General features: G+C 73.8%; 21 protein-coding genes. 12 read left to right on the top strand and 9 right to left on the bottom strand.

Annotated elements, in window-relative coordinates; translation table 11 throughout:
* Positions 1–175 precede the first annotated feature (175 nt).
* The 3 genes from HZZ00_RS06305 to HZZ00_RS06315 all read left to right on the top strand — a co-directional run bounded on the left by HZZ00_RS06305 (position 176) and on the right by HZZ00_RS06315 (position 1,920).
* The gene (locus HZZ00_RS06305; RefSeq protein ID WP_180331277.1) at positions 176–430 is read left to right on the top strand and encodes a DUF2277 domain-containing protein; all 255 of its coding nucleotides are present in this window, start codon (positions 176–178) and stop codon (positions 428–430) included.
* Between the two features lie 278 nt (positions 431–708).
* Positions 709–1,167, top strand: coding sequence for a DoxX family protein (locus HZZ00_RS06310; RefSeq protein ID WP_180331278.1), 459 nt, complete (start codon positions 709–711; stop codon positions 1,165–1,167).
* A gap of 138 nt (positions 1,168–1,305) precedes the next feature.
* The gene (locus HZZ00_RS06315; protein ID WP_070027603.1) at positions 1,306–1,920 is read left to right on the top strand and encodes a DedA family protein; all 615 of its coding nucleotides are present in this window, start codon (positions 1,306–1,308) and stop codon (positions 1,918–1,920) included.
* A 67-nt stretch (positions 1,921–1,987) separates the two neighbouring features.
* On the opposite strand, the gene HZZ00_RS06320 is transcribed toward HZZ00_RS06315, so the two are convergent.
* On the bottom strand, positions 1,988–2,632 hold the full coding sequence (locus HZZ00_RS06320) for an HNH endonuclease family protein (protein WP_180331279.1): 645 nt from the start codon (positions 2,630–2,632) through the stop codon (positions 1,988–1,990).
* A 378-nt stretch (positions 2,633–3,010) separates the two neighbouring features.
* Here HZZ00_RS06320 and HZZ00_RS06325 point away from each other — a divergent pair, with 378 nt between their 5' ends.
* Together HZZ00_RS06325 and HZZ00_RS06330 are read left to right on the top strand one after the other, a co-directional pair.
* On the top strand, positions 3,011–3,592 hold the full coding sequence (locus HZZ00_RS06325) for a TMEM165/GDT1 family protein (RefSeq protein ID WP_180331280.1): 582 nt from the start codon (positions 3,011–3,013) through the stop codon (positions 3,590–3,592).
* Positions 3,593–3,764: 172 nt separating this feature from the next.
* The gene (locus HZZ00_RS06330; protein WP_180331281.1) at positions 3,765–4,433 is read left to right on the top strand and encodes an HAD-IA family hydrolase; all 669 of its coding nucleotides are present in this window, start codon (positions 3,765–3,767) and stop codon (positions 4,431–4,433) included.
* A 17-nt stretch (positions 4,434–4,450) separates the two neighbouring features.
* On the opposite strand, the gene HZZ00_RS06335 is transcribed toward HZZ00_RS06330, so the two are convergent.
* A complete protein-coding gene (locus HZZ00_RS06335; RefSeq protein ID WP_257585681.1) occupies positions 4,451–5,404 on the bottom strand; it encodes a peptidoglycan-binding domain-containing protein in 954 nt (317 codons plus the stop codon).
* 184 nt (positions 5,405–5,588) lie between these two features.
* On the opposite strand from HZZ00_RS06335, the gene HZZ00_RS06340 reads away from it, so the two are divergent.
* Positions 5,589–7,628, top strand: coding sequence for an MDR family MFS transporter (locus HZZ00_RS06340; protein WP_180331283.1), 2,040 nt, complete (start codon positions 5,589–5,591; stop codon positions 7,626–7,628).
* On the opposite strand, the gene HZZ00_RS06345 is transcribed toward HZZ00_RS06340, so the two are convergent.
* Complete coding sequence (locus HZZ00_RS06345) at positions 7,621–8,118, bottom strand: GNAT family N-acetyltransferase (protein ID WP_374028517.1); 498 nt, start codon at positions 8,116–8,118, stop codon at positions 7,621–7,623. The two genes, HZZ00_RS06340 and HZZ00_RS06345, sit on opposite strands and share 8 nt — an antisense overlap.
* A gap of 138 nt (positions 8,119–8,256) precedes the next feature.
* Here HZZ00_RS06345 and HZZ00_RS06350 point away from each other — a divergent pair, with 138 nt between their 5' ends.
* Both HZZ00_RS06350 and HZZ00_RS38220 read left to right on the top strand, forming a co-directional pair.
* Complete coding sequence (locus HZZ00_RS06350; RefSeq protein WP_257585682.1) at positions 8,257–8,832, top strand: hypothetical protein; 576 nt, start codon at positions 8,257–8,259, stop codon at positions 8,830–8,832.
* 22 nt (positions 8,833–8,854) lie between these two features.
* Positions 8,855–9,598, top strand: coding sequence for a hypothetical protein (locus HZZ00_RS38220; RefSeq protein WP_257585683.1), 744 nt, complete (start codon positions 8,855–8,857; stop codon positions 9,596–9,598).
* A gap of 97 nt (positions 9,599–9,695) precedes the next feature.
* Here the strand turns inward: HZZ00_RS38220 and HZZ00_RS06360 are convergent, their stop codons facing one another.
* Entirely contained in the window at positions 9,696–10,118 is a 423-nt protein-coding gene (locus tag HZZ00_RS06360) for a DUF1992 domain-containing protein (protein ID WP_180331285.1), read from the bottom strand.
* A 96-nt stretch (positions 10,119–10,214) separates the two neighbouring features.
* On the opposite strand from HZZ00_RS06360, the gene HZZ00_RS06365 reads away from it, so the two are divergent.
* Positions 10,215–10,607, top strand: a complete 393-nt coding sequence (locus tag HZZ00_RS06365; RefSeq protein ID WP_180331286.1) for an FHA domain-containing protein — start codon at positions 10,215–10,217, stop codon at positions 10,605–10,607.
* A gap of 10 nt (positions 10,608–10,617) precedes the next feature.
* Here the strand turns inward: HZZ00_RS06365 and HZZ00_RS06370 are convergent, their stop codons facing one another.
* Together HZZ00_RS06370 and HZZ00_RS06375 are read right to left on the bottom strand one after the other, a co-directional pair.
* Entirely contained in the window at positions 10,618–11,289 is a 672-nt protein-coding gene (locus tag HZZ00_RS06370; RefSeq protein WP_180331287.1) for an O-methyltransferase, read from the bottom strand.
* Between the two features lie 95 nt (positions 11,290–11,384).
* Positions 11,385–12,170 (bottom strand): TetR/AcrR family transcriptional regulator, encoded by a 786-nt coding sequence (locus HZZ00_RS06375; RefSeq protein ID WP_180331288.1) that lies wholly within the window; start codon positions 12,168–12,170, stop codon positions 11,385–11,387.
* Positions 12,171–12,351: 181 nt separating this feature from the next.
* On the opposite strand from HZZ00_RS06375, the gene HZZ00_RS06380 reads away from it, so the two are divergent.
* The gene (locus tag HZZ00_RS06380) at positions 12,352–14,064 is read left to right on the top strand and encodes an MFS transporter (protein WP_180331289.1); all 1,713 of its coding nucleotides are present in this window, start codon (positions 12,352–12,354) and stop codon (positions 14,062–14,064) included.
* A 95-nt stretch (positions 14,065–14,159) separates the two neighbouring features.
* Here the strand turns inward: HZZ00_RS06380 and proP are convergent, their stop codons facing one another.
* Positions 14,160–15,533 carry a glycine betaine/L-proline transporter ProP gene (gene proP, locus HZZ00_RS06385; protein WP_180331290.1) on the bottom strand — a complete coding sequence of 458 codons (1,374 nt, stop codon included), beginning with the start codon at positions 15,531–15,533 and terminating at the stop codon, positions 14,160–14,162.
* A 393-nt stretch (positions 15,534–15,926) separates the two neighbouring features.
* Here proP and HZZ00_RS06390 point away from each other — a divergent pair, with 393 nt between their 5' ends.
* Positions 15,927–17,966 (top strand): bifunctional glycosyltransferase 87/phosphatase PAP2 family protein, encoded by a 2,040-nt coding sequence (locus tag HZZ00_RS06390; protein WP_180331291.1) that lies wholly within the window; start codon positions 15,927–15,929, stop codon positions 17,964–17,966.
* Between the two features lie 150 nt (positions 17,967–18,116).
* Here the strand turns inward: HZZ00_RS06390 and HZZ00_RS06395 are convergent, their stop codons facing one another.
* Positions 18,117–18,815 carry a YoaK family protein gene (locus tag HZZ00_RS06395; protein ID WP_180331292.1) on the bottom strand — a complete coding sequence of 233 codons (699 nt, stop codon included), beginning with the start codon at positions 18,813–18,815 and terminating at the stop codon, positions 18,117–18,119.
* A 45-nt stretch (positions 18,816–18,860) separates the two neighbouring features.
* Between HZZ00_RS06395 and HZZ00_RS06400 the strand changes: the two genes are divergently transcribed.
* Entirely contained in the window at positions 18,861–19,670 is an 810-nt protein-coding gene (locus tag HZZ00_RS06400; protein ID WP_180331293.1) for a hypothetical protein, read from the top strand.
* Here the strand turns inward: HZZ00_RS06400 and HZZ00_RS06405 are convergent.
* Positions 19,616–20,029 (bottom strand): lytic transglycosylase domain-containing protein, encoded by a 414-nt coding sequence (locus HZZ00_RS06405; protein ID WP_180331294.1) that lies wholly within the window; start codon positions 20,027–20,029, stop codon positions 19,616–19,618. The two genes, HZZ00_RS06400 and HZZ00_RS06405, sit on opposite strands and share 55 nt — an antisense overlap.
* Positions 20,030–20,241 lie beyond the last annotated feature (212 nt).

Here is a 20,241-nt window from a genome sequence, read left to right on the forward strand (position 1 = left end):
CCGTTCCGGCGGATTTCCAGGTCAGACGGGCGATTCTGCGGCATGTGGGGGGCCTTGCCGCAAGGCCCCCCGTGCGCTATACGTTGAGAGTGGCAAGGAGTCCTTGGGGCTTCCTTGCCTTTGCTTTTGTCTCCCACCTCTCTCGCCCCGCGCGTCTGCGCGTGACACTGAGGGCATGTGCCGGAGCATCAAGACCCTGCGTCCGCCCGTGCTGCCCGGCGAGGCCACGGAGGAGGACATCCGCGCCGCCGCGTTGCAGTACGTGCGCAAGATCTCGGGTTTCCGCACGCCCGCCGCCCACAACCGCGAGGTCTTCGACGCCGCCGTGGACGCCGTCGCGCGCGCCACGGCCGAACTGTTGGACGGGCTTGAGGTGCGGGGGCGGGGCGCCCGCAAGGAATCGTTCACACGGACGGGGGGCCGCTCGTAACGCGGCGCCCGTAACGTCCGGCACGCGGTGCCACGCGCCCACGCGCCAAGGGCGAATCCGGCCACGTTCCGGAGGGCCGGCGCGAGGGCGCGGGTGGCCCTGCGTGCAGTCGGGCCAGGGACGGGGCTCGCTACCTGGAGTGGAACTTTGGCCAGAACTTGAAGTTGCAAGTATTACTTAAGGACACCTAACCTAGGCCTCTCGTTCGGTACCGCCGCCCCCACCGGCCCGTCCGTCCCCGACGGGCTCGCTCGACACCGAAAGGGAGTAACTCCCCCATGCTCTCCGCTCGCCTCCATTCCGCGCAGCCCTATGCCCTCGGGCTCTTCCGCGTCGTCGTCGGCCTGCTCTTCACCACGCACGGCGCCGCCTCGCTCTTCGGCGTCCTCGGTGGCGCCATGGGCACCCACGGCGGCACCATCGCGGCCGGCACCTGGCCGGGCTGGTACGCGGCCGTGATCCAGCTGGTCGCCGGCGCCCTGGTGCTGATCGGCCTCGGCACCAGAGGGGCCGCGCTCGTCGCCTCCGGCTCGATGGCCTTCGCGTACTTCGACATCCACCAGCAGCACGCGCTGTGGCCCATCCAGAACGGCGGCGAGCCCGCGGTCATGTTCTGCTGGGCGTTCCTGCTGCTGGTCTTCACCGGTTCCGGCGCCTTCGGCGTCGACCGGCTCCTGGTCCGGCGCACGGCGGACCGGGGCGAGGCCGTCGCGGAGCAGGCTCCGATGGCCGCCTGATCACCGCACCCGCACGGCACCCCGCCCGCCTGGGCACGGGGTGCCGTGCGACCTGTTCGACGCGGCCCCCCGCGCACCTCCTGTCACACCCGCGGCGTACGCTGTACGGCTGTTATCGGGGGAGTGTCAGGAGACGACGTGTTCGAGAGTGTGGGGTCGCTGGCGGCCGGGCCCTGGATCTATACCGCGGTGGCCGTGTCCGTGCTGCTGGACGTGTTCCTGCCGGTGCTGCCGAGCGGTGTGCTCGTCATCACGGCGGGCACCGCGGCGGCCGCGGGCTCGGGCGCGGCGACCGGTCAGGTCCCGCACGGCGTGCCGGGCATACCGGCCCTCATACTCTGCGCCGCCACCGCCTCGCTCCTCGGCGACCTGGTGGCCTACCGGCTGGCCTGGCGGGGCGGGGAACGCCTCGACCGGGCGATAGCCCGCTCCCGGCGGCTGACCACCGCGCAGGAGCGTCTCGGCGACGCGCTGGCCCGGGGCGGCGGCGCGCTGGTCGTGCTCGCCCGCTTCGCCCCCGCGGGGCGCTCGGTCGTCTCCTTCTGCGCCGGCGCCGCACACCGCCGGGCCCGTGACTTCCTGCCCTGGTCCGCGCTGGCCGGCCTGTCCTGGGCCGCCTACAGCGTGGCCCTCGGCTACTACGGCGCCCGCTGGCTCGGCGCCACCTGGCTGGCGACCGGGGTGTCCCTGGCCGCGCTGTTCGGGGCGGGCGCGGCGGCGGGCTTCCTGATGCGGCGGCGCCCCGCCTCCTGAGGACGCGACGACCGGGCGGGGCCCGGCCGGAACACCCCGGCCGGGCCCCGCCGTCTGCCCGCGTCGCTCAGCAGCTCGACAGGTAGTTCTGCAGCGCGCTCTTCTCGGCCGGGTCGACCGAGAGGTCGTAGTAGTACTTCACCTGGACCCAGGCGCGCACGTAGGTGCAGACGTAGGCGGAGCGGGACGGGACCCAGGTGGCCGGGTCCTGGTCGCCCTTGGACTGGTTGACGTTGTCGGTGACGGCGAGCAGCTGGGGGCGGGTGACGTCGTTGGCGAACGCCTGCCGCTGGGCCGTCGTCCACTTGCCCGCGCCCGAGTCCCAGGCCTCGGCGAGCGGCACGAGGTGGTCGATGTCGACGTCGGAGGCGGCGGTCCAGGTCGCGCCGTCGTACGGCGAGTACCAGCTGCCGCTGGTGGACTTGCAGGCGGAGTCGGTGACGACGTTGGTGCCGTCCCGCTTGAGGATCCACTCGCGGGTGTCGCAGGTGCCCTCGATGGTGATCCAGGTCGGGAACTTGTCGCGGCTGTAGCCGGTGCGGTCCTCGGTGGCGACGGTCAGCTGGGAGAGGTAGCCGCGGGCGGTGGAGGCGCTCACCGGGGTGGGCAGGGCGGCGGAGGCGGTGGGGGAGTTGAACAGCGCGGCGGTGGCGATCAGGCCGGTGAGCCCGGCGAGCAGGCTAAGGCGTCGACGCGCGTAGAACCTGGGCATGAAAGAACTCCCTTGTGGGGGTGGGGTGTTGGGCCACGAGTCAGGGAATGCTCGCGGTGTGGTCTTGCCGGAGGGTGAGCGCCCGGTAAGAAGTTAGTGACGTGATCATGTCAACGCAAGGTTCAACGGCGGACTTTGCCGTCCCGTATCATCGGAGGCGCAGAAGGGGAGTAGCTCTTCGCCGGACCGTCGACATACTGCTCAGCCAGCCTGAGCCGGCGCCCGGAGGCGGCCCTTCGGGGTGCCGCCCAGCGAGACCTTCGGCAAGCAGTGCATGCCCGCGTCCACCGGCGCGGGCGCCGAGTGTGCTGCCGTGCCGAGGTGCCTCGTGTGACGTACCGCACTCTCGGCGGGGTGGCCCCGACCGATTGAGGAACCTTGATCAGCATCACCGTGACGGCGCTCGTCTTCGGCGTCATCTTCCTCGCCGAACTGCCGGACAAGACCGCGCTCGCAGGTCTCGTCCTCGGCACCCGCTACCGGGCGAGCTACGTCTTCGCGGGCGTCGCCGCCGCCTTCCTGGTCCATGTGGTGCTCGCCGTCGCCGCCGGCAGCGTGCTCACCCTGCTGCCCCAGCGCCTCGTGCACGCGATCACCGGGCTGCTCTTCCTCGGCGGCGCCGCGATGCTGCTGCTGAGCAAGGGCGAGGAGGAGGAAGAGGTCAAGAAGCCCGCCGACCAGACCTTCTGGAAGGTCGCGGGCACCGGCTTCATGCTCATCCTGGTCGCCGAGTTCGGCGACCTCACCCAGATCATGACCGCCAACCTCGCCGCCCGCTACGACGACCCGATCTCCGTCGGGCTCGGCGCGGTGCTCGGCCTGTGGGCCGTCGCCGGACTCGGCATCGTGGGCGGAAAGGCCCTGATGAGGAAGGTTCCGCTGCGGCTGATCACGCAGATCGCGGCGCTGCTGATGCTGGCCCTCGGTGCCTGGAGCCTGTACGAGGCGGTCGCGGGCTGAGCCGAACGCCCGGTGAACGCCCGCCGTGGGGTGGTGGCGGGAAGGGCCCCGGTTTTGTACCGTGGAGGAACAAAGTGGCTCCCGCCCGTTTTCCCTGACCGGCGGGCGGGGCCGCCTTGTCCTCCCCCGCGGCCCCCGCGCAGGGGGTCTTTCGTCCCTGGAGTCACCGCCGATGACGGCCACCGCAAAGCCCACCGTCCTGACCGCCCGCGCCCTGCTGCTCGACATGGACGGCACCCTCGTCGACTCGGACGCCGTCGTGGAGCGCATCTGGCGGCGCTGGGCCGCACGGCACGGGCTGGACGGCGACGAGGTGCTGAGCGTCGTGCACGGCAGGCAGGGGCACGCCTCCATGGCCGTACTGCTGCCCGACCGGCCGCGGGAGGAGAACCTCGCGGACAACGCGCGCATGCTCGCGGAGGAGACCGCCGACATGGACGGCGTGGTCGAGATCCCCGGTGCCTCCGCCTTCCTGGCCGCGCTGCGGGACCTCCCGCACGCGCTGGTGACCTCGGCGGACGTCGCCCTGTCCACCGCCCGGATGAACGCCGCCGGGCTGCCGCTGCCCGAGGTCCGGATCACCGCCGAGTCGGTCGGCGCGAGCAAGCCCGACCCCGAGGGTTTCCTCAAGGGCGCCGCCGAGCTGGGCGTCGCGGCGGCCGACTGCGTCGTCTTCGAGGACTCCGGCGCGGGCATCGCGGCGGGACGCGCGGCCGGCATGACCGTGGTCGGCGTCGGCCCCCGCGCGGGCGCCCACGGTCCCGACGCGGTCGTCCCCGACCTCACCCGGGTCCGGGTGGAGGGCCTGCCGGACGGCACGATCCGGCTGCACCTGGGCTGATCCGCCTCTGACCCGCCTCAGCGCCCCGACGTCTCCCCTTCCAGGGCGGCCCGGGTCGCCGGCCCGTACACGCCCGCGGGATCGCCCTGGACGCCCCGGGCCAGCTGGTAAGTGCGCACGCCGTTCTCCACGGAGCGGGTGAAGACGCCGTCGAAGGCGCCCTCGTAGAGGTTCAACTGCCACAGCCGGAACTGGAGGTCCGCGACCTGGGGCCCGACGTCCCCGCGCCGCAGCGCCGGGGCACCGGCCGGGGTGGTGGGCGGGGCGGTCGGCGCCGAGGGGGTGGGGGAGGCCGCCCCGGACGGCGTACGGCGCGCGGTCGGCGTCGGTGACGGCGCGGAGGGCGACGTCGGCGAGGACGTGGTACTCGGCGGGGCCGGCGGCAGCGGCGAGCGCGCGGCCGACCGGGAGGGCGCGGGAGCGCCGTGGACCGGTGCGCCCGACGGGTCCGGCGGGGGGAGGCCCGGGACGCTCTCCCTGATGTCCGGGGCCGCGTCGTCCCGGGACGGCGAGTGGTACGAGAACAGCGCGAGACCCACCGCCGCGACGGCCACCGCCCCCGCGCCCGCGGCGGCGACCAGCGCCGTACGGCGCAGCCGGTGCCGCCCGCCCGCCGGCCCCGGCGGCCCGGGCCGCTCGGGCGCCGGGGGCTCCGCCCCGTCCGGAGCCGCCGGGGACGCGAAGAGCCGCACCTCCGGCCCGGCCGGTCCGGCCGCCGGGCGCGGCGGTAGCGCGGCCTCGACGGGCGGCACCGGCCGGGCCGCGTCCGGGGCGTCCGGCCCCACCTCCACGTACGGGCGTATCCGCAGCAGGTCGAAGTCCTCCGCCGCGGCCGCCTCCGCCTCGCGCGTCTCGCGCAGCGCCTCGGCCGCGCGCTCGGCGCAGTCGCAGGACGGGACGCCCGCCGCGCTCCTCGGCCCGCCGCACTCCGGGCAGGGCGTGCCCCGCTCCCCCCTCGCGTCCCCGGTCACGTTCGCCCCCTCCCCTCGGAACCCCCGGTGTCCCCCCAGCCCCGTGAGCCCCGCCTTCCTCCGAAGCTTCAGAGCGTATGCCCATCTTCTCCACAACCCCAGGAGTCGACAGGCCATAAATGGTGACACCGACCAGGATGGAAGAGGCGCACTCCAGCCTCAGGCCCGGCTCCGGGAGGTCTCCATGGCCCTGGACACGCACGATGCGGTGAAGGACGTGAGCGGTGACGACCACGTGGCGCGGGGCGTGTTCGTCTCGATCGGCGCCCTGCTGCTCGGGCTGCTGCTCGCCGCCCTCGACCAGACCATCGTGTCGACCGCACTGCCCACCATCGTCAGCGACCTCGGCGGCCTCGAACACCTGTCCTGGGTAGTGACCGCCTATCTGCTGGCCTCCACCGCCGCGACCCCGCTGTGGGGCAAGCTCGGGGACCAGTACGGGCGCAAGAAGCTGTTCCAGACCGCCATCGTGATCTTCCTGGTCGGCTCGGCCCTGTGCGGCATGGCGCGGAACATGCCCCAGCTGATCGGCTTCCGGGCGCTGCAGGGCCTGGGCGGCGGCGGGCTGATGGTGCTGTCGATGGCGATCGTCGGCGACATCGTGCCGCCTCGCGACCGGGGCCGCTACCAGGGCCTGTTCGGCGCCGTGTTCGGCGCGACCAGCGTGCTCGGCCCGTTGCTGGGCGGGCTGTTCACCGAGCATCTGAGCTGGCGCTGGGTGTTCTACGTCAACCTGCCCGTCGGCGTCGTCGCGCTCGCCGTGATCGCCGGTGCCCTGCGCATCCCGGCGCGCAGCTCCCGCCACGTCATCGACTACCTGGGCACCTTCCTGATCGCCGCGGTCGCCACCTGCCTCGTCCTCGTGGCCTCCCTCGGCGGCAGCACCTGGGCCTGGGGCTCGCCGCAGATCATCGGCCTCGCGGTGCTCGGTGTGCTGCTCGCGCTCGCGTTCGTGGCCGTGGAGCGCCGGGCCGCCGAACCGGTGCTGCCGCTCGACCTGTTCCGCATCCGCACCTTCACCCTCGCCGCCGTCATCAGCTTCATCGTCGGCTTCGCCATGTTCGGCGCCATGACCTATCTGCCGACCTTCCTCCAGGTGGTGCACGGCGTCTCCCCGACCATGTCCGGGGTGTACATGCTGCCGATGGTCGCCGGCCTGCTGCTGTCCTCCACCGTCTCCGGGCAGATCGTCAGCCGCACCGGCCGCTGGAAGGTGTTCCCGGTCGCCGGCACCGCCGTCACCACCCTCGGCCTGCTCCTGCTGCACCGCCTCGACGAGCACAGCCCGACCGCCGAGATGAGCGCCTACTTCTTCGTCTTCGGCCTCGGACTCGGCCTCGTGATGCAGGTCCTGGTGCTCATCGTGCAGAACGCCGTCTCCTACGAGGACCTGGGCGTCGCCACCTCCGGCGCCACCTTCTTCCGCTCCATCGGCGCCTCCTTCGGCGTCGCCATCTTCGGCACGGTCTTCGCGAGCCGGCTCGGCGACCAGCTCGCCGCCGCCTTCCGGGGCGTCCACCTGCCGCCCGGGGTGAACGCCGACGCGCTCAAGGCCGACCCGCGCGGCATCGTCGCCCTGCCGCCCGCCCTGCGCCCCGCCGCACTCGGCGCCTACGCCTCGTCCATCACCGACGTCTTCCTCTACGCCGCCCCCGTCGCCCTCCTCGGCTTCCTGCTGGCCTGGTTCCTGAAGGAGGACCGGCTGCGCGGCTCGGTCACCGCGCCGGACGCCTCCGAGACCCTCGCGCCCAACCCCGTCGAGCGGTCCTCCTACGACGAGGTCTGCCGCGCCCTGTCCGCGCTGGGCACCCGCGAGGGCCGCCGCGAGGTCTACCGGGACATCACCGAGCGGGCCGGGTACGACCTGCTGCCCGCCGCCAGCTGGCTGCTGCTGCGCATCCGCAGGCACGGCTCCGTGGAGCCGGGCGTGCTCGCCGAGCGCAGCCCCGTCCCGCTGGAGGCCGTGCTCGACGCCGCCCGGCAGGTCGAGGAGCGGCGGCTCGCCGAACGCCGGGGCCTGGACCTGTATCTGACCGCGTCCGGGCGCGAGGCCGCCGAGCGGCTCGCCGTCGCCCGCGAGGAGTCGCTGGCCGAACTGCTCGGCGACTGGTGGCAGCCCGGCCGCAGCACCGATCTGACGAGACTGGTCAAGGAGCTGTCCGCCGAACTGTGCGGCGCGGACAGCGAACGCCCGCACACGGCCGAGCGGACCGGGCTCAGCTGACCAGCTCCTTGCGGAACCAGTGCTCCGCGTACCGGTCCTGGTTGTGCGGGCCGGTCTCGGTGTAGCCGAGACGGGCGTACAGGGCGCGGGCCTCGACCAGATCGTCGCGGGTGTCCAGGATCAGCCGCCGGGCGCCGAGCGCGCGGGCGGCCTCCTCGGCGGCCGCCACCAGCAGCGGGGCCCCGCCCCGGCCGCGCAGGTCCGCGCGCACGAACACCCGGGTCAGCTCCGCGGTCTCGGCGTCGAGCAGCCGTACGCCCGCGGACCCGGCCGCGGTGCCGCCGTACCAGCCCACCAGCAACCGCCCCGTGGGCGGCGCGAGTTCGGCGCCGGTGGCGGCCGCGATCTCCCGCTCCAGCTCGGCCGGATCGGTGCGGCGGCCCTCGTACCGCAGATACCAGCGGTCGCTGACCTCGGTGTAGTACGCGCGCCAGAGCGCGGCCGCGACCGGCGAACCGGGCTCCTGCGGGCTGATCGTCCACGTCGTCATGCGGGTCATTGTGGGGCGCCGGGCCCGGCCGGTCCGAGCGGTTTTCCGGGCCGGGCCGCACGGCCGCCGTTTGTCGGCGGGGTTCCGGGTGACCCGGGAGGAGAGCCGGCCGGCGGGGCCGGTCCGACGGAGGAACCAATGTCCACAGGCTTGATCATCTTGCTGGTCGTGATCGTGGCGCTGGTGGTCGTTGCCGCGCTCGTCACCGTGCTGCTCGGCCACCGCAAGGGCGGCGGAGCCGGCCTGAAGCGGCGCTTCGGGCCCGAGTACGAGCGGGCCGTGGCCGCCCACGGCGGGGACACCAAGGCCGCCGAACAGGAGCTGAACGAACGCGTCGAGCGCCACGGCGACCTGCGTGAACGGCCGCTCGCCCCGGACGAGCGGGAGCAGTACGAGGCCCGCTGGACCAGCGTCCAGGAGCACTTCGTGGAGTCGCCGCGGCAGGCGGTGGCCGAGGCCGACCGGCTGCTCGGCGAGGTCGCCGCCGTGCGCGGCTACCCCGACGGCGGCCGCTACGACGAACAGCTGGCCGCGCTGTCCGTACACCACGCGGACCATGTCGACGGCTACCGCCGGATCCACCGGATGGCCCGCGCGCAGACGGGCGGCGCCGACACCGAGGAGATGCGCTCCGCCCTGGTCGGGGCCCACGCCCTCTTCGACGACCTGACCCGCGCCGGCAGCGGCGCAACGCCCGGCCGCCACCGGGCCTGACCCAGCAGAAGGGACGAGCACCATGCCGGACAGGATGCGAGGACCGGGCGACGAGCGGCAGCCCACCGGCCGCTACGCCCGCCCGCCGGACGACGAGTGGATGCCGGAGGCCGAGAACACCGAGCGGCCCGAGACGGGCGAGCGCCCGCTCAGAAGGCCCGGCCCGGCCGAACGGCTGCCCGGGGAGCCGGGCGGCGCGACGCCGCCCCCGCCCGGACCGGCGGCGGCCCGGGGACACGGCACGGAAGGGCTGCGCCCCGGCACCGAGGACCTGGGCACGGAGCGGGACCGCTCCCTGCGGGCGGGCGGCGAGTCCGACCTCGGCACGTCCGCGCCGAACGCGGCCCCGATGCCCGACGACGGGCTCGGCGCGCCCGCTCCCGGGGGCCTCAGCGGCCGGGAGGCGCGCACCAGCGAGGGCACCGCGCCGGACGCCTGGCCGGCCGCGCCGGGGGCCGCCGAGTCACCCTCGGGGACGGGCGCCCCGCTGCTGCCGCACGAGGAGCACGAACACTGGGAGCAGCGGATACGGGAGGTCACGGCCGCGTTCGTGGACCGGCCCCGGGCGGCCGTGGAGGAGGCTGACCGGGCCGTGGAGGAGATCGCCGCCCGGTTCACCGAGGCCGTCACCCGGCGCCGCCGTACCCTGCGCATGTCCTGGGAGGACTCCGACGAGCGCGGCTCGGCCGCCGAGACCGACACGGAGCAGCTGCGGCTGGCCCTGCGCGACTACCGCGACCTGGCCGAACGGCTGCTGCGCGGCTGACGACGGGAGCGGGCCGGGCCGGTGTCCCGGCCCGCCCCGGAGCGTTCCGGACGGGCGGACCGGTCGCGGCCGGCCGGCCGGTCGGTGCCGCGCCGGGTCACGCCTCCGGCTCCCGCACGTCCGTCCGCAGCCGCCGCCACTCGCGTACGACCTCCTCGACGTCGTACGGCTTCCTGCCCAGCGGGGGACCCGGCGGCGGCTTGAACATCATGTCGCGGATCTTGACGTTGACGTCCTCGATGATCTTCCGGGCGATCCGCTCCGAGGGCGCCGCGTACGCCGCCGCCAGCGCGTCCTCCGCCTCCTTGCGCAGGGCCAGCGCGGGCGGCAGCACCGCCAGCCCCTCGCGCGCCATCTTCCGCTTGACCCACCACAGTTCGTCGTAGGTGGAGTCGACCTCGGCGGGCAGCGGCTCACCCGCTCCGGGCAGCCTCTCGAACTCGCCGCGCGCCTGTGCGTCCCGGATCTGCTTGTCGACCCAGGACTCGAACGGCACGCCGGGCGGCTTGCGCTCCGTCATGGCCCCATTGTGCCGGACGGGGCCCGGCGGGGCGTTTTATCATGCGGCGGCGCCCGGTGACCGCCGGGCGCGCGACGATGTTCAGGGGGAACGCAGGTGCTCGAACTCACCATGGCCACCGTCTCGGCGGCCGACGCGGGGGCCACCGCCGGGATGACGATGGCACAGGCGCCGAGCGAGCCGGGCGCCGTGCTGCGGGTCGGCCGGGACGCGGCCGTGTGCCGGCTGGTCGTGCCCGAGGACTGGCTGTTCGTCTCCCGCGTCCACCTGGAGTTCTCCTGCGGACCCGACGGCACCTGGCGGCTGACCTGGCTGCGCGGCTCGCAGCCCGACCCGGCCGCCGAGGTCCGGCTGACCACCGGGGGGACCACCCGGCCCCTGGGCTACGGCGCGACCGTGCCGCTGCCGCGCGGTGCGTCCGGCGAGGTCGTCGTGCAGGACCGCGCCGCCGCGCGCAGCGTCGACGTCGGCTTCCACCACGAGGCGTGAGCCGGCCGGCTCAGCCCAGCACCCGGGCGAGCGCGAAGCCGTCGTAACCCTTGGCGCCGACCGTCTGAATCGCGGTCCCGCTGAGCCGCGGGTGGGAGGCGATCAGCTCGATCGCGGTCCGGGTGCCGACCACGTCCGGCTCGGTGCTGTCCGCGTTCGCGACCCGGCCGCCGCGCACCACGTTGTCCAGCACGATCAGGCTGCCCGCGCGGGTGAGCCGCAGCGCCCACTCCACGTAGTGGCCGTTGTTGACCTTGTCGGCGTCGATGAAGACCAGGTCGAAGGGGGCCGGGTTCTCGTCGGCGAGCTTGGGCAGAGACTCCAGGGCCGGGCCCACCCGTACCTCGGCGATCCGCTCCAGGCCCGCGCGGGCGATGTTGCGGGTGGCCACCTCGGCGTGCCTGGCGTTGTACTCCAGCGAGACCAGCCTGCCGTCCTCGGGCAGGGCGCGGGCCAGCCAGATCGTGCTGTAGCCGCCCAGCGTGCCGATCTCCAGCACCGTGCGCGCGCCCTGCACCTGGGCGAGCAGCTGGAGCAGCTTGCCCTGGGCGGCGGTGACCGCGATGGCGGGCAGCCCGGCGGACTCGCTCTCCCGCAGGGCGGCCCGCAGCGCCTCGTCGTCGGGCGAGAGGTTGCTGATGAAGTAGTCGTCGACGTCGTCCCAGAGCTGCTGACCGCTCATCGCCTGCCGCCTTTCCCGGATGCCTGCTGCCCCTCCGATCATCTCAGCCGAGGGGCGGGGAGGGGGAGACCGGCCGGGAACACGCCCGGCCGCGGTCAGCGGGCGTCGTCAGCGGGTGGCGCGTCCGGCAGATAGCTCGCCAGACCGCGCAGGATGATCTCCAGACCGGTGTCGAACCTCTCGTCGGAGGAGCCGGACACCATCAGCCCGGACAGGGCGCGCAGGTTCGGGAAGTCCTCCGCGGGCAGGGACGCGAAGTAGTCCCGCATCCGGTCGGCCATCTCGTGCCAGTCGGGGCGGGCCAGGGAGGCGTCCTCGCCGTCCTCGCGGGCGGCCCGGTCCTGCCACATGCCCTCCTCCAGGACGAACCCGTCGATGTAGGTGGAGATGAGGTCGCCGGCCTCCGCCGCGATGCGGTCGGGCAGCCCGGCGGCGCGGAAGATCGCGAGCAACCCCTCGACGTGCGGAAGCAGTTCGGCGGTGAAGGGGACGTGGGCCATGGAGATCCGGGCCATGTCCCGGTGCGACAGCAGGCGCCGGCGCCCGGCGTGCGCGAAGTCCCGCAGCTGCTCCCGCCACCGCTCCGGGTCCGGCTCCGGCAGCTCGAAGCCGTCGAAGAGCCGGGTGTACATCAGCTCCAGCAGGTCGTCCTTGGAGCTGACGTGGGCGTACAGGGCGGAGACGGTCACGCCCAGTTCGGCCGCGACCCGGCGCATCGACAGCCCGTCGAGCCCCTGGTCGTCCAGGACGGTGAAGGCGGCCTCGACGACCCGCTCGCGGGACAGCGGGAGGCGCGCGGGGGCGGCCGGGGTGCGAGCGGGGCGCCTGCGGTCCCAGGGGGACGGAGGGGGTGCGGGGGTGTCCGGGGCCGCGTTGCTCATGGTCCCGAGTCTAGGCGCGGGGAGAACGGTGTTCTCCGGTGAGGCGCGGCGCCTGCCCGCCGGGCGCAGACGCGATATAGCTTGTCCGTCGACCGAGCTTGCGCTATATCTTGATGAACAGCGTTCATCAGATGAACGGCGTTCTGTACGATGAACGTCGTTCTCTCACCGAGGAGTCCCCATGTCCGTCACAGGTGTCGCGTCCGACGAGACGCCCACCCAAGCGCAGGCGCCCTACCGGTGGCGCTGGGCCGCGCTCTTCGTGATCCTCGCGGCGGAGGTGATGGATCTCCTCGACGCCGTCGTCACGAACATCGCCGGCCCCGCCATGCGGGCCGACCTGGGCGGCGGCGCCTCCACGCTCCAGTGGCTCGCCGCCGCGTACACCCTCTCGATGGCCGTCGGGCTCGTCACCGGCGGCCGGCTCGGCGACATCCACGGGCGCCGCCGGATGTTCCTGGTGGGCGCCGCCGGCTTCACCCTGGGCTCACTGCTGTGCGCGGTGTCCGTGTCGCCGGGGATGCTGATCACCGCGCGCGTCGCCCAGGGACTGTTCGGCGCGGTGATGCTTCCCCAGGGCCTCGGCATGATCAAGGAGATGTTCCCGCCGAAGGAGTCGCAGAAGGCCTTCGGCATGTTCGGCCCGGTCATGGGGCTGTCCGCGGTGGGCGGACCGATCCTCGCGGGCTGGCTCGTCGACGCCGACTACTTCGGCACCGGCTGGCGCATGATCTTCCTGATCAACCTGCCGCTGGGCGCCGCCGCCCTCCTCGGCGCCCTGCGCTACCTGCCCCGGGGCAGGTCCGGCAGCCGGCCGGACCTGGACATCCCCGGCATGCTCCTGGTCTCGGTGGCCGCGCTGCTCCTCATCTTCCCGCTGGTCCAGGGCCGCGAGTACGGCTGGCCCGTGTGGACCTTCGTGATGATGGCCGCCTCGCTGGCCGTCTTCGCCGCCTTCGCCGCGCACGAGTCGCGCCGCAGCAGGGCCGGCCTCGACCCGCTGGTCGTCCCGAGCCTGTTCCGCAAGCGCGGCTTCAGCGGCGGCATGGCCCTCGGGCTGGTCTTCTTCTCGACCATGCAGGGCTTCATGCTGGTCTTCAACCTCTACACGCAGATCGGCCTCGGCTACTCGCCGCTCAAGGCCGGCATGGTGATGGTGCCCTGGTCGGGCGGCATGATCGTCGGCTTCGGGCTCGCCCAGGGCGTCGCCCGGTTCGGACGCGCCGTGCTCCAGGCGGGCGCGCTGGTGATGGCGCTCGGCGTGTTCGGGGTGTGGCTGACCCTCGACCGGGCGGGCAGTGGCGTCGGCCCCTGGCAGCCGCTGCCCGCCCTGCTGGTCACCGGCATCGGGATGGGCCTGCTCATGGCGCCGTTCTTCGACATCGTGCTCGCGGGTGTCGAGCAGCACGAGACGGGCTCGGCGTCCGGCACGATGACCGCGATGCAGCAGCTCGGCGGCGCCTTCGGCGTGGCCCTGCTCGGCACCGTCTTCTTCGGCCTGCTGGGCGGCGGCATCGCCACCGCCGTCGACCACCAGTCGGACGGCCTGCGGCACCGGCTCGCCGCGGTGCGGGTGGCGCCCGCAGCCCGGGACCGGGTCGTCGCCGACCTGCGCGCCTGCGCCTCGGACCGCGCCGTGGCCAAGGACCCGGCCGCGACCCCCGCGTCCTGTGCGCGCCTGGAGAAGGACGCACGGGCCGCCGCGGCCTCGCCCGAGGCCGGCGCCGAGGTCCCCGCCGCCCTGGCGGCCACCACGACCTCGGCCTTCCACAGCGGGTTCGGCACGGTCATGAAGACAGTGCTGTGGATCGTCGACGGCATGCTCGCGCTGACCTTCCTGCTCGCCTTCCTGCTGCCACGCCACGCACGTCCGCAGGAGGCCGCGGGCCACTGAGCCCGGCCGCGCAGGCACCGGAGGACGGGAACGGCCGGACAGCCCCCAAGGAGGCTGCCCGGCCGTTCCCGGTCCCCGGCAGGAGGCGCCGGCGGCTACCGCTTCTCGACCGCGGGGGCGGAGCCCGGCAGCGGGCGGCCCGCCGACTCCGACATCCGCCACACCGCGAAGCCGCCCACGACGGCCGCGGCCATCATGTAGTAGGCGGGCATCATCATGTTGCCCGTCGCCCCGATCAGCGCCGTCACCACCAGCGGCGTCGTCCCGCCGAACAGCGACACGGACACGTTGAAGCCGATGGACAGGGACCCGTAGCGCACCCGCGTCGGGAAGAGCGCGGGCAGCGCGGCCGGCATGGCGGCCGTGAAGCAGACCAGCAGCAGGCCCAGCGCGCCCATGCCGAGCGCGACGGCGAGCAGGCTGCCCTGGCGGATCAGGAGCAGGGCGGGGACGGACAGGAAGAGGAAGCCCGCGCACCCGGCGGCGATCACCGGCCGGCGGCCCACCCGGTCGGTCAGCGCACCGGCGAACGGCTGCACGATCATCATCAGCGCCATCACGCCGAGCACCACCAGCAGCCCGTGCGTCTCGTCGTACTTCAGCTCACTGGTCAGATAGCTCGGCATGTACGACAGCAGCATGTAGTCGGTGACGTTGAAGACCAGCACCAGGCCCATGCAGAGCACCAGCGTCTTCCACTGGCCCGTCACCATCTGCCGCAGCGGCACCTTCGGCCGGGACTTCTCCGCCTTCTCGACCTCCGCCGCGAACGCCGGGGTCTCCTCCAGGCGCATCCGCAGGTACAGGCCGATGATGCCCATCGGGCCCGCGATCAGGAACGGGACGCGCCAGCCCCAGGAGAGCAGGTCGCCGGACGACAGCAGCGCCGTCATCAGCGTGACCAGGCCCGCGCCGCCGATGTAGCCCGCCAGCGTGCCGAACTCCAGCCAGCTGCCGAAGAAGCCGCGCTTCTTGTCGGGGGCGTACTCGGCGATGAAGGTGGACGCGCCCGCGTACTCGCCGCCGGTGGAGAAGCCCTGCACCAGGCGGGCGGCCAGAAGCAGCAGCGGTGCGCCGACCCCGATCGAGGCGTACGAGGGGATCAGACCGATCGCGAACGTGCCGGCCGCCATCATGATCATGGTGAGCGCGAGGACCTTCTGCCGGCCCACGCGGTCGCCGAGCGGGCCGAAGACCATGCCGCCGAGCGGGCGGACCAGGAACGCCGCCGCGAAGGCGCCGAACGTCGACAGCAGCTGCGCGGTCGGGTTGCCGGACGGGAAGAAGACCTTGCCCAGGGTGACGGCGATGTAGCTGTAGACACCGAAGTCGAACCATTCCATGGCGTTGCCCAGCGCGGCCGCCTTGACGGCACGCTTGACCAGCGCGGGATCGGTGACGGTGACATCGCGCAAGGCGGCGGTCTCGCGGCCCTTGACGTGCGGGGTGACGGCTGTGACGGTCGCCAAAACGGGGCTCGCCTACCTTTCGACGGGGACAGGGACCCGACCCGGACGGCGGCGGTGACGTGCGACGGGCCGAAAATCGACCATAGGCACTGATTCGGCTGTTACGTCCCGTACGCGCCCGTGCGCACAGGGCAGCCAAAGGGTGCCTGTACAGGCACGTCTGCCCGCTCGCGCTCCGGCGTACCGGCCGCCGGCTGTGATGCTTATCGCGCCCCGGCGGCGGAACCGGAGGCCCCGGGGACTATCGTCATCCGGACAAAAGGGCGGGGAACGCCAGGTGACCCGGGGGTTGCCTGCGTCCCTGTTCAGGGGGTCCGCGAGCCTCGTAGAGTTTCGCGGAGTGATCCGGCGTGCACGGCGCCGGGGACGAACGGGGCGGGAGGCCGACGAGGCGTGGCGAACGTGGAGCACAGCGGGGGACCGGGGGACGGTCTCGGCACGGCTGACGCGGAGGGACGGCTGCGCGCGGCGCGGTTCGCGCTGTGGGCGGTGGCCGCGGTCCTCGCGGTCCGGCAGGTGGCCACCGTCCTGACCAGCCCGAGCGGCAAACGCCTCACCGACCTGGAGACCTGGGTCGGCCCGAACGGCGTCCTGCACGTCAAGGGCTCCCTCTACGACTCCACGCAGTTCACCGGCACCCCCTTCGCCGGGCTCGTGCTCAAGCCGCTCACCCGCGCCGCCGAGGCCGCGCTCGGCTGGGGCTGGACCTTCGGCAGTCTGCTGCTGGTCGTCGCGCTCGGTCTGATCGCCGCCCGCGCCCTGCCCCGGCCGGTCGGCCGGCGCACCTCCCTGCTGGCCGCGCCGGTCGCGATCAGCCTGCTCATGGTCTCGCTGCCGGTCCGCAACGCCCTGTGGCTCGGCCAGACCAGCATCCTGCCGGTGCTGCTGGTGCTGGCCGGCTGCTTCGCCGTGCGCGGGCAGCGGGCCGGCGGGGTGTGCATAGGCCTGGCTGCGGCCCTCCAGCCCACCGTGCTGCTCTTCGTCCCCCTGCTCTGGTTCACCGACCGCCGCCGGGCCGCGCTGACCGGCACCGGCACCTTCGCCGCGCTGACCGCGCTCGCCTGGGCGGCGCTGCCGCACGACTCGGTCACCTACTGGCTGCGCCACCCGGCCGGGGTGGGCCTCGGCGGCAAGGCCGACGCCCTCGGCAACCAGTCCCTGCACGGCGCCCTGCTCCGCCTCGGCCTCACCGGCCCCCTGGAGATCACGCTCTTCCTGCTGCTCGGCGCGGCCGTCGCGGTCCTCGCCCTGCGCCGCGCGGTGCGCTACGCGCACGACGGGCAGCTGCTGCTCGCCGTGGCCGTCACCGGCTGCGCCGCCGTGGCCGTGTCGCCCACCACCTGGCAGCACCAGCTGCTGTGGCTGCTGCTCGCGGTGGTCGGACGGGTCGGGCGCCGGGCCTCCGACCGCACCGTCTGGCCGGTGGCGGTGGTGCTGGTGACCACCCTGCCGGCGAAGATGATGCTGCCGAACACCCCGGCGCTGTACGCCCTGCGCGACGACCTGGTGCTGGTCGCGGCACTGGCCGCCGCCGTCGCCGTACCGTTCCTGTCCCGCACCTCGCCGTACTACCAGACCCCGGTGCCCACCGAGTACGCGCCCGCGGTTTCCGCCCGCTGGAAGCATGTGCCGCTGGTGCCGTTCCTGCGCCGGGTCCTGACCCGCCCCAACCTGCTCCTGGAACTGCTGCTGATCCGGGTCGTGTACGCCGCCTACGCGAAGGTCCGGCTGGCCGCGGGCGCCGGCGGGGACGACCGGGGCCGGGACGCCGCCGAGCACCACGGCCGGATCGTCGTCGACATCGAGCGGTTCCTGCACATAGACATCGAGCACTGGCTCAACCACACGGTCGCGGGGATCGGCTGGCTGCGGGGCTTCTTCGACTTCTACTACGAGTCGTTCCACTTCGTGCTGCCGCTCGCCGTGCTCGCGGTCCTCTACTGGCGCCGCCCGGTGGACTACCGCTGGGCCCGCACCTCCCTCGGCTTCGCCACCTTCCTCGCCCTGATCGGCTTCTGGCTCTTCCCGCTGGCCCCGCCGCGGCTGATGCCGGGGCTCGGCTTCATCGACACCGTGCACGGCACCCAGGACCTCGCCCACCCCGACTACGGGGCGATGACCGCGCTCACCAACCAGTACGCGGCGATGCCGTCCCTGCACTTCGGCTGGTCCCTGTGGTGCGGCGTGGTGATCGTGATCCTGGCGCCCAAGTGGTGGATGAAGGCCCTCGGCCTCCTGCACCCCTTCTTCACCGTCTCGGCCATCCTCGCCACCGCCAACCACTGGGTGCTGGACGCGGTGGGCGGCGCGGTGGTGGTCACCGCCGGCTTCGGGCTGTCGTACCTGGTACAGGGGCCGCGGGTGCGCACCGTACTCCAGGCCGCCCGCGCCGGGGAGCCGAAGAGGGGAGCGGTGGCCGTCGCCGAGGGCTGACGGCCGGGCCAGACGGCGCGCGGATGCGCCAGGGCGACCGGGTGGGCCTCTTCCACGCCTCCGCTTCTACGCCTCCGCCAACCACGACCCGGCCCTCCGGCGTGGCTCAACGGGGTCGAGGAGCTGCGGCCGGCCGACGGCCGGGCGGCGCTACTCGCGGCCGGAGGCGGTCATCGCCGGCACCGCCGACCCCACGGCCGCGAGCAGCAGCGGCAGGCCCAGGCCGTGATGCAGCACCAGCCAGGCGCCCAGGACGGCGCCGGCGAGCATGGCGAGCACCGAGGCGGTGCGGCGCGGGGAGCGGTGCCCGGTGCCGTTGCCGAGGCGGGAGTCGGCAGCCAGCCCGGTCAGGGTCCCGGTCAGTACCGTGGTGGTCAGATCGGCGATCCCGAGCCTGCGGACGGTGGCGTTGCGCAGGCCCATCGCGAGGGCGGTGAGGGCGATGAGCGCGTAGGCGGCGCCCGCGTCGCGCGGCCAGGCGAAGGCCACCGCCGCGGACAGTCCCACCAGGGTCGCCTCGGCCGCCAGGCTCAGCCGCGCCCAGCGGCGCCGGGACCCGCTTTCGAACCGGGCCGCCACCCGGCCGCCCACCACCGCGCCGAGCAGGAAACAGCCCAGCGAGGTCGCGGTGTGCGGCACCGAGAACCCGGGTGCCCCCGCCGCCGCGAACCCCAGCACCACCACGTTGCCGGTCATGTTCGCCGTGAAGACCCGGCCGAGCCCCAGATAGCCGACGGCGTCGATCAGACCGCTCACCACCGTCAGCGCGAGCAGGACGACGACCAGCCGCACCCCGCGCGCCTCCGGGTCCGGCTCGGCCCCCGGCCCCGCGGTCTTCGGCGTCGTCATCGTTCCTCCGGTTCGCCGGACGGACAGGGTGAGGACCACTCCACCATGGGAGCGGGGGCGAACGGCATGGGCGCGGAGGGCGTGTCCGCCTGGCGTGCGGGACATGGCACGGGGAACGCACGGAACAGGAACGCGACGGACGAGCCGGCGCGCCGCGGGGGTCCGGCGGGCGGCGGCCGGACTCGCCGCACTGCTGTTCGCGAGTGCCGGACCGCGGCGGCACCCGCCGCCCTCGCGGCCGGCGCACCCGGCGGGGCCGGCAAGGGGCGGCTGCTCTCCGTCGTCCCGGTCGCCGCGCGCGACCGGGCGGAGGTCGTCCGCGAACTCGCTGACCAGCACATCGGCACCGGCCCGGTCCGCCACGGCGTGCGCGCCTACCGGCTGGCACCGGCCCGGGCGGTGCAGGCGGGGGACGTGCCGGGCTTCCGGCTGAAGGCGCTCGCCCCGGTCTCCGGGCCCTACTACCTGCTCGGCACCCAGGTGCCCGCCATGACCGACGGCCGGGTCAACGACATCAGCGCGGTGTTCTACCAAGGAGCTGGTGACGGCGACTTCCACCGCGGCCTCGGCCATCCCGCGGGCGGCTTCGCCGACGTGCTGCGGGCCGACGACGGCGCCTGTGCCTGGAAGCTCGGCAATGCCCGGGCATGCGAACGCACCCTCGCCGCGCGGGGGGCGAGGGTGCGGTTGCTCGACCTGGGCGCCGTCGACCGCCAGGGTCGGGACGGGCCGCGCCGGCCGGGGTGGCGCGCGGTTCGGTGCCGGAGCGCGGTGAGCGGTCCGGTGGCCGTGGGACCGGCTCAGTACCAGCCGTTCGCCTGCCAGAAGGACCAGGCCTTGACCGGGCTGCCGTAGCGGGAGTTCATGTAGTCCAGGCCCCACTTGATCTGGGTGGCCGGGTTGGTCTTCCAGTCGGGGCCCGCGGAGGCCATCTTCGACCCCGGCAGGGCCTGGACCAGGCCGTAGGCGCCGGAGGAGCTGTTGGTGGCGGTCGGGTTCCAGCCGCTCTCCCGCTCGACGATCTTGCTGAACGCGTTGAACTGCGCGGCGTCCGGGATCATCTTGTGCGCGATCGCCTGGGCGGAGGAGGCGGAGGCAGGGGCGGCCTGGGCGGGAGCCGCGGACAGCGCCATGCCGGTGGTGGCGGCGGCCACGGCGGCGACGGTGAGGGCCTTCTTCGGGGAGGCGATGCGACGGATCACGGAAACGGACACGGAGAACCTCTTGCGTCGGGGACAAGGAATCGCCGCGCACGAGCCCCGGGGGGCGGGCCGCGTTTTCGCGACCGGCATGCGTCGGCGCCGCGACCCGAGGGCCCGTGGCGCCTGGCGACGCCGACCAGATAAGCAGCCCGGACAACCGCCCGCAATCACCGCATTTACTAGTTGAGGCCGGATGGGTGCGCCCTGTCCGCTATGTGGCGCAT

The organism is Streptomyces sp. NEAU-sy36 (assembly GCF_013423905.1).
Classification (GTDB): domain Bacteria; phylum Actinomycetota; class Actinomycetes; order Streptomycetales; family Streptomycetaceae; genus Streptomyces; species Streptomyces misionensis.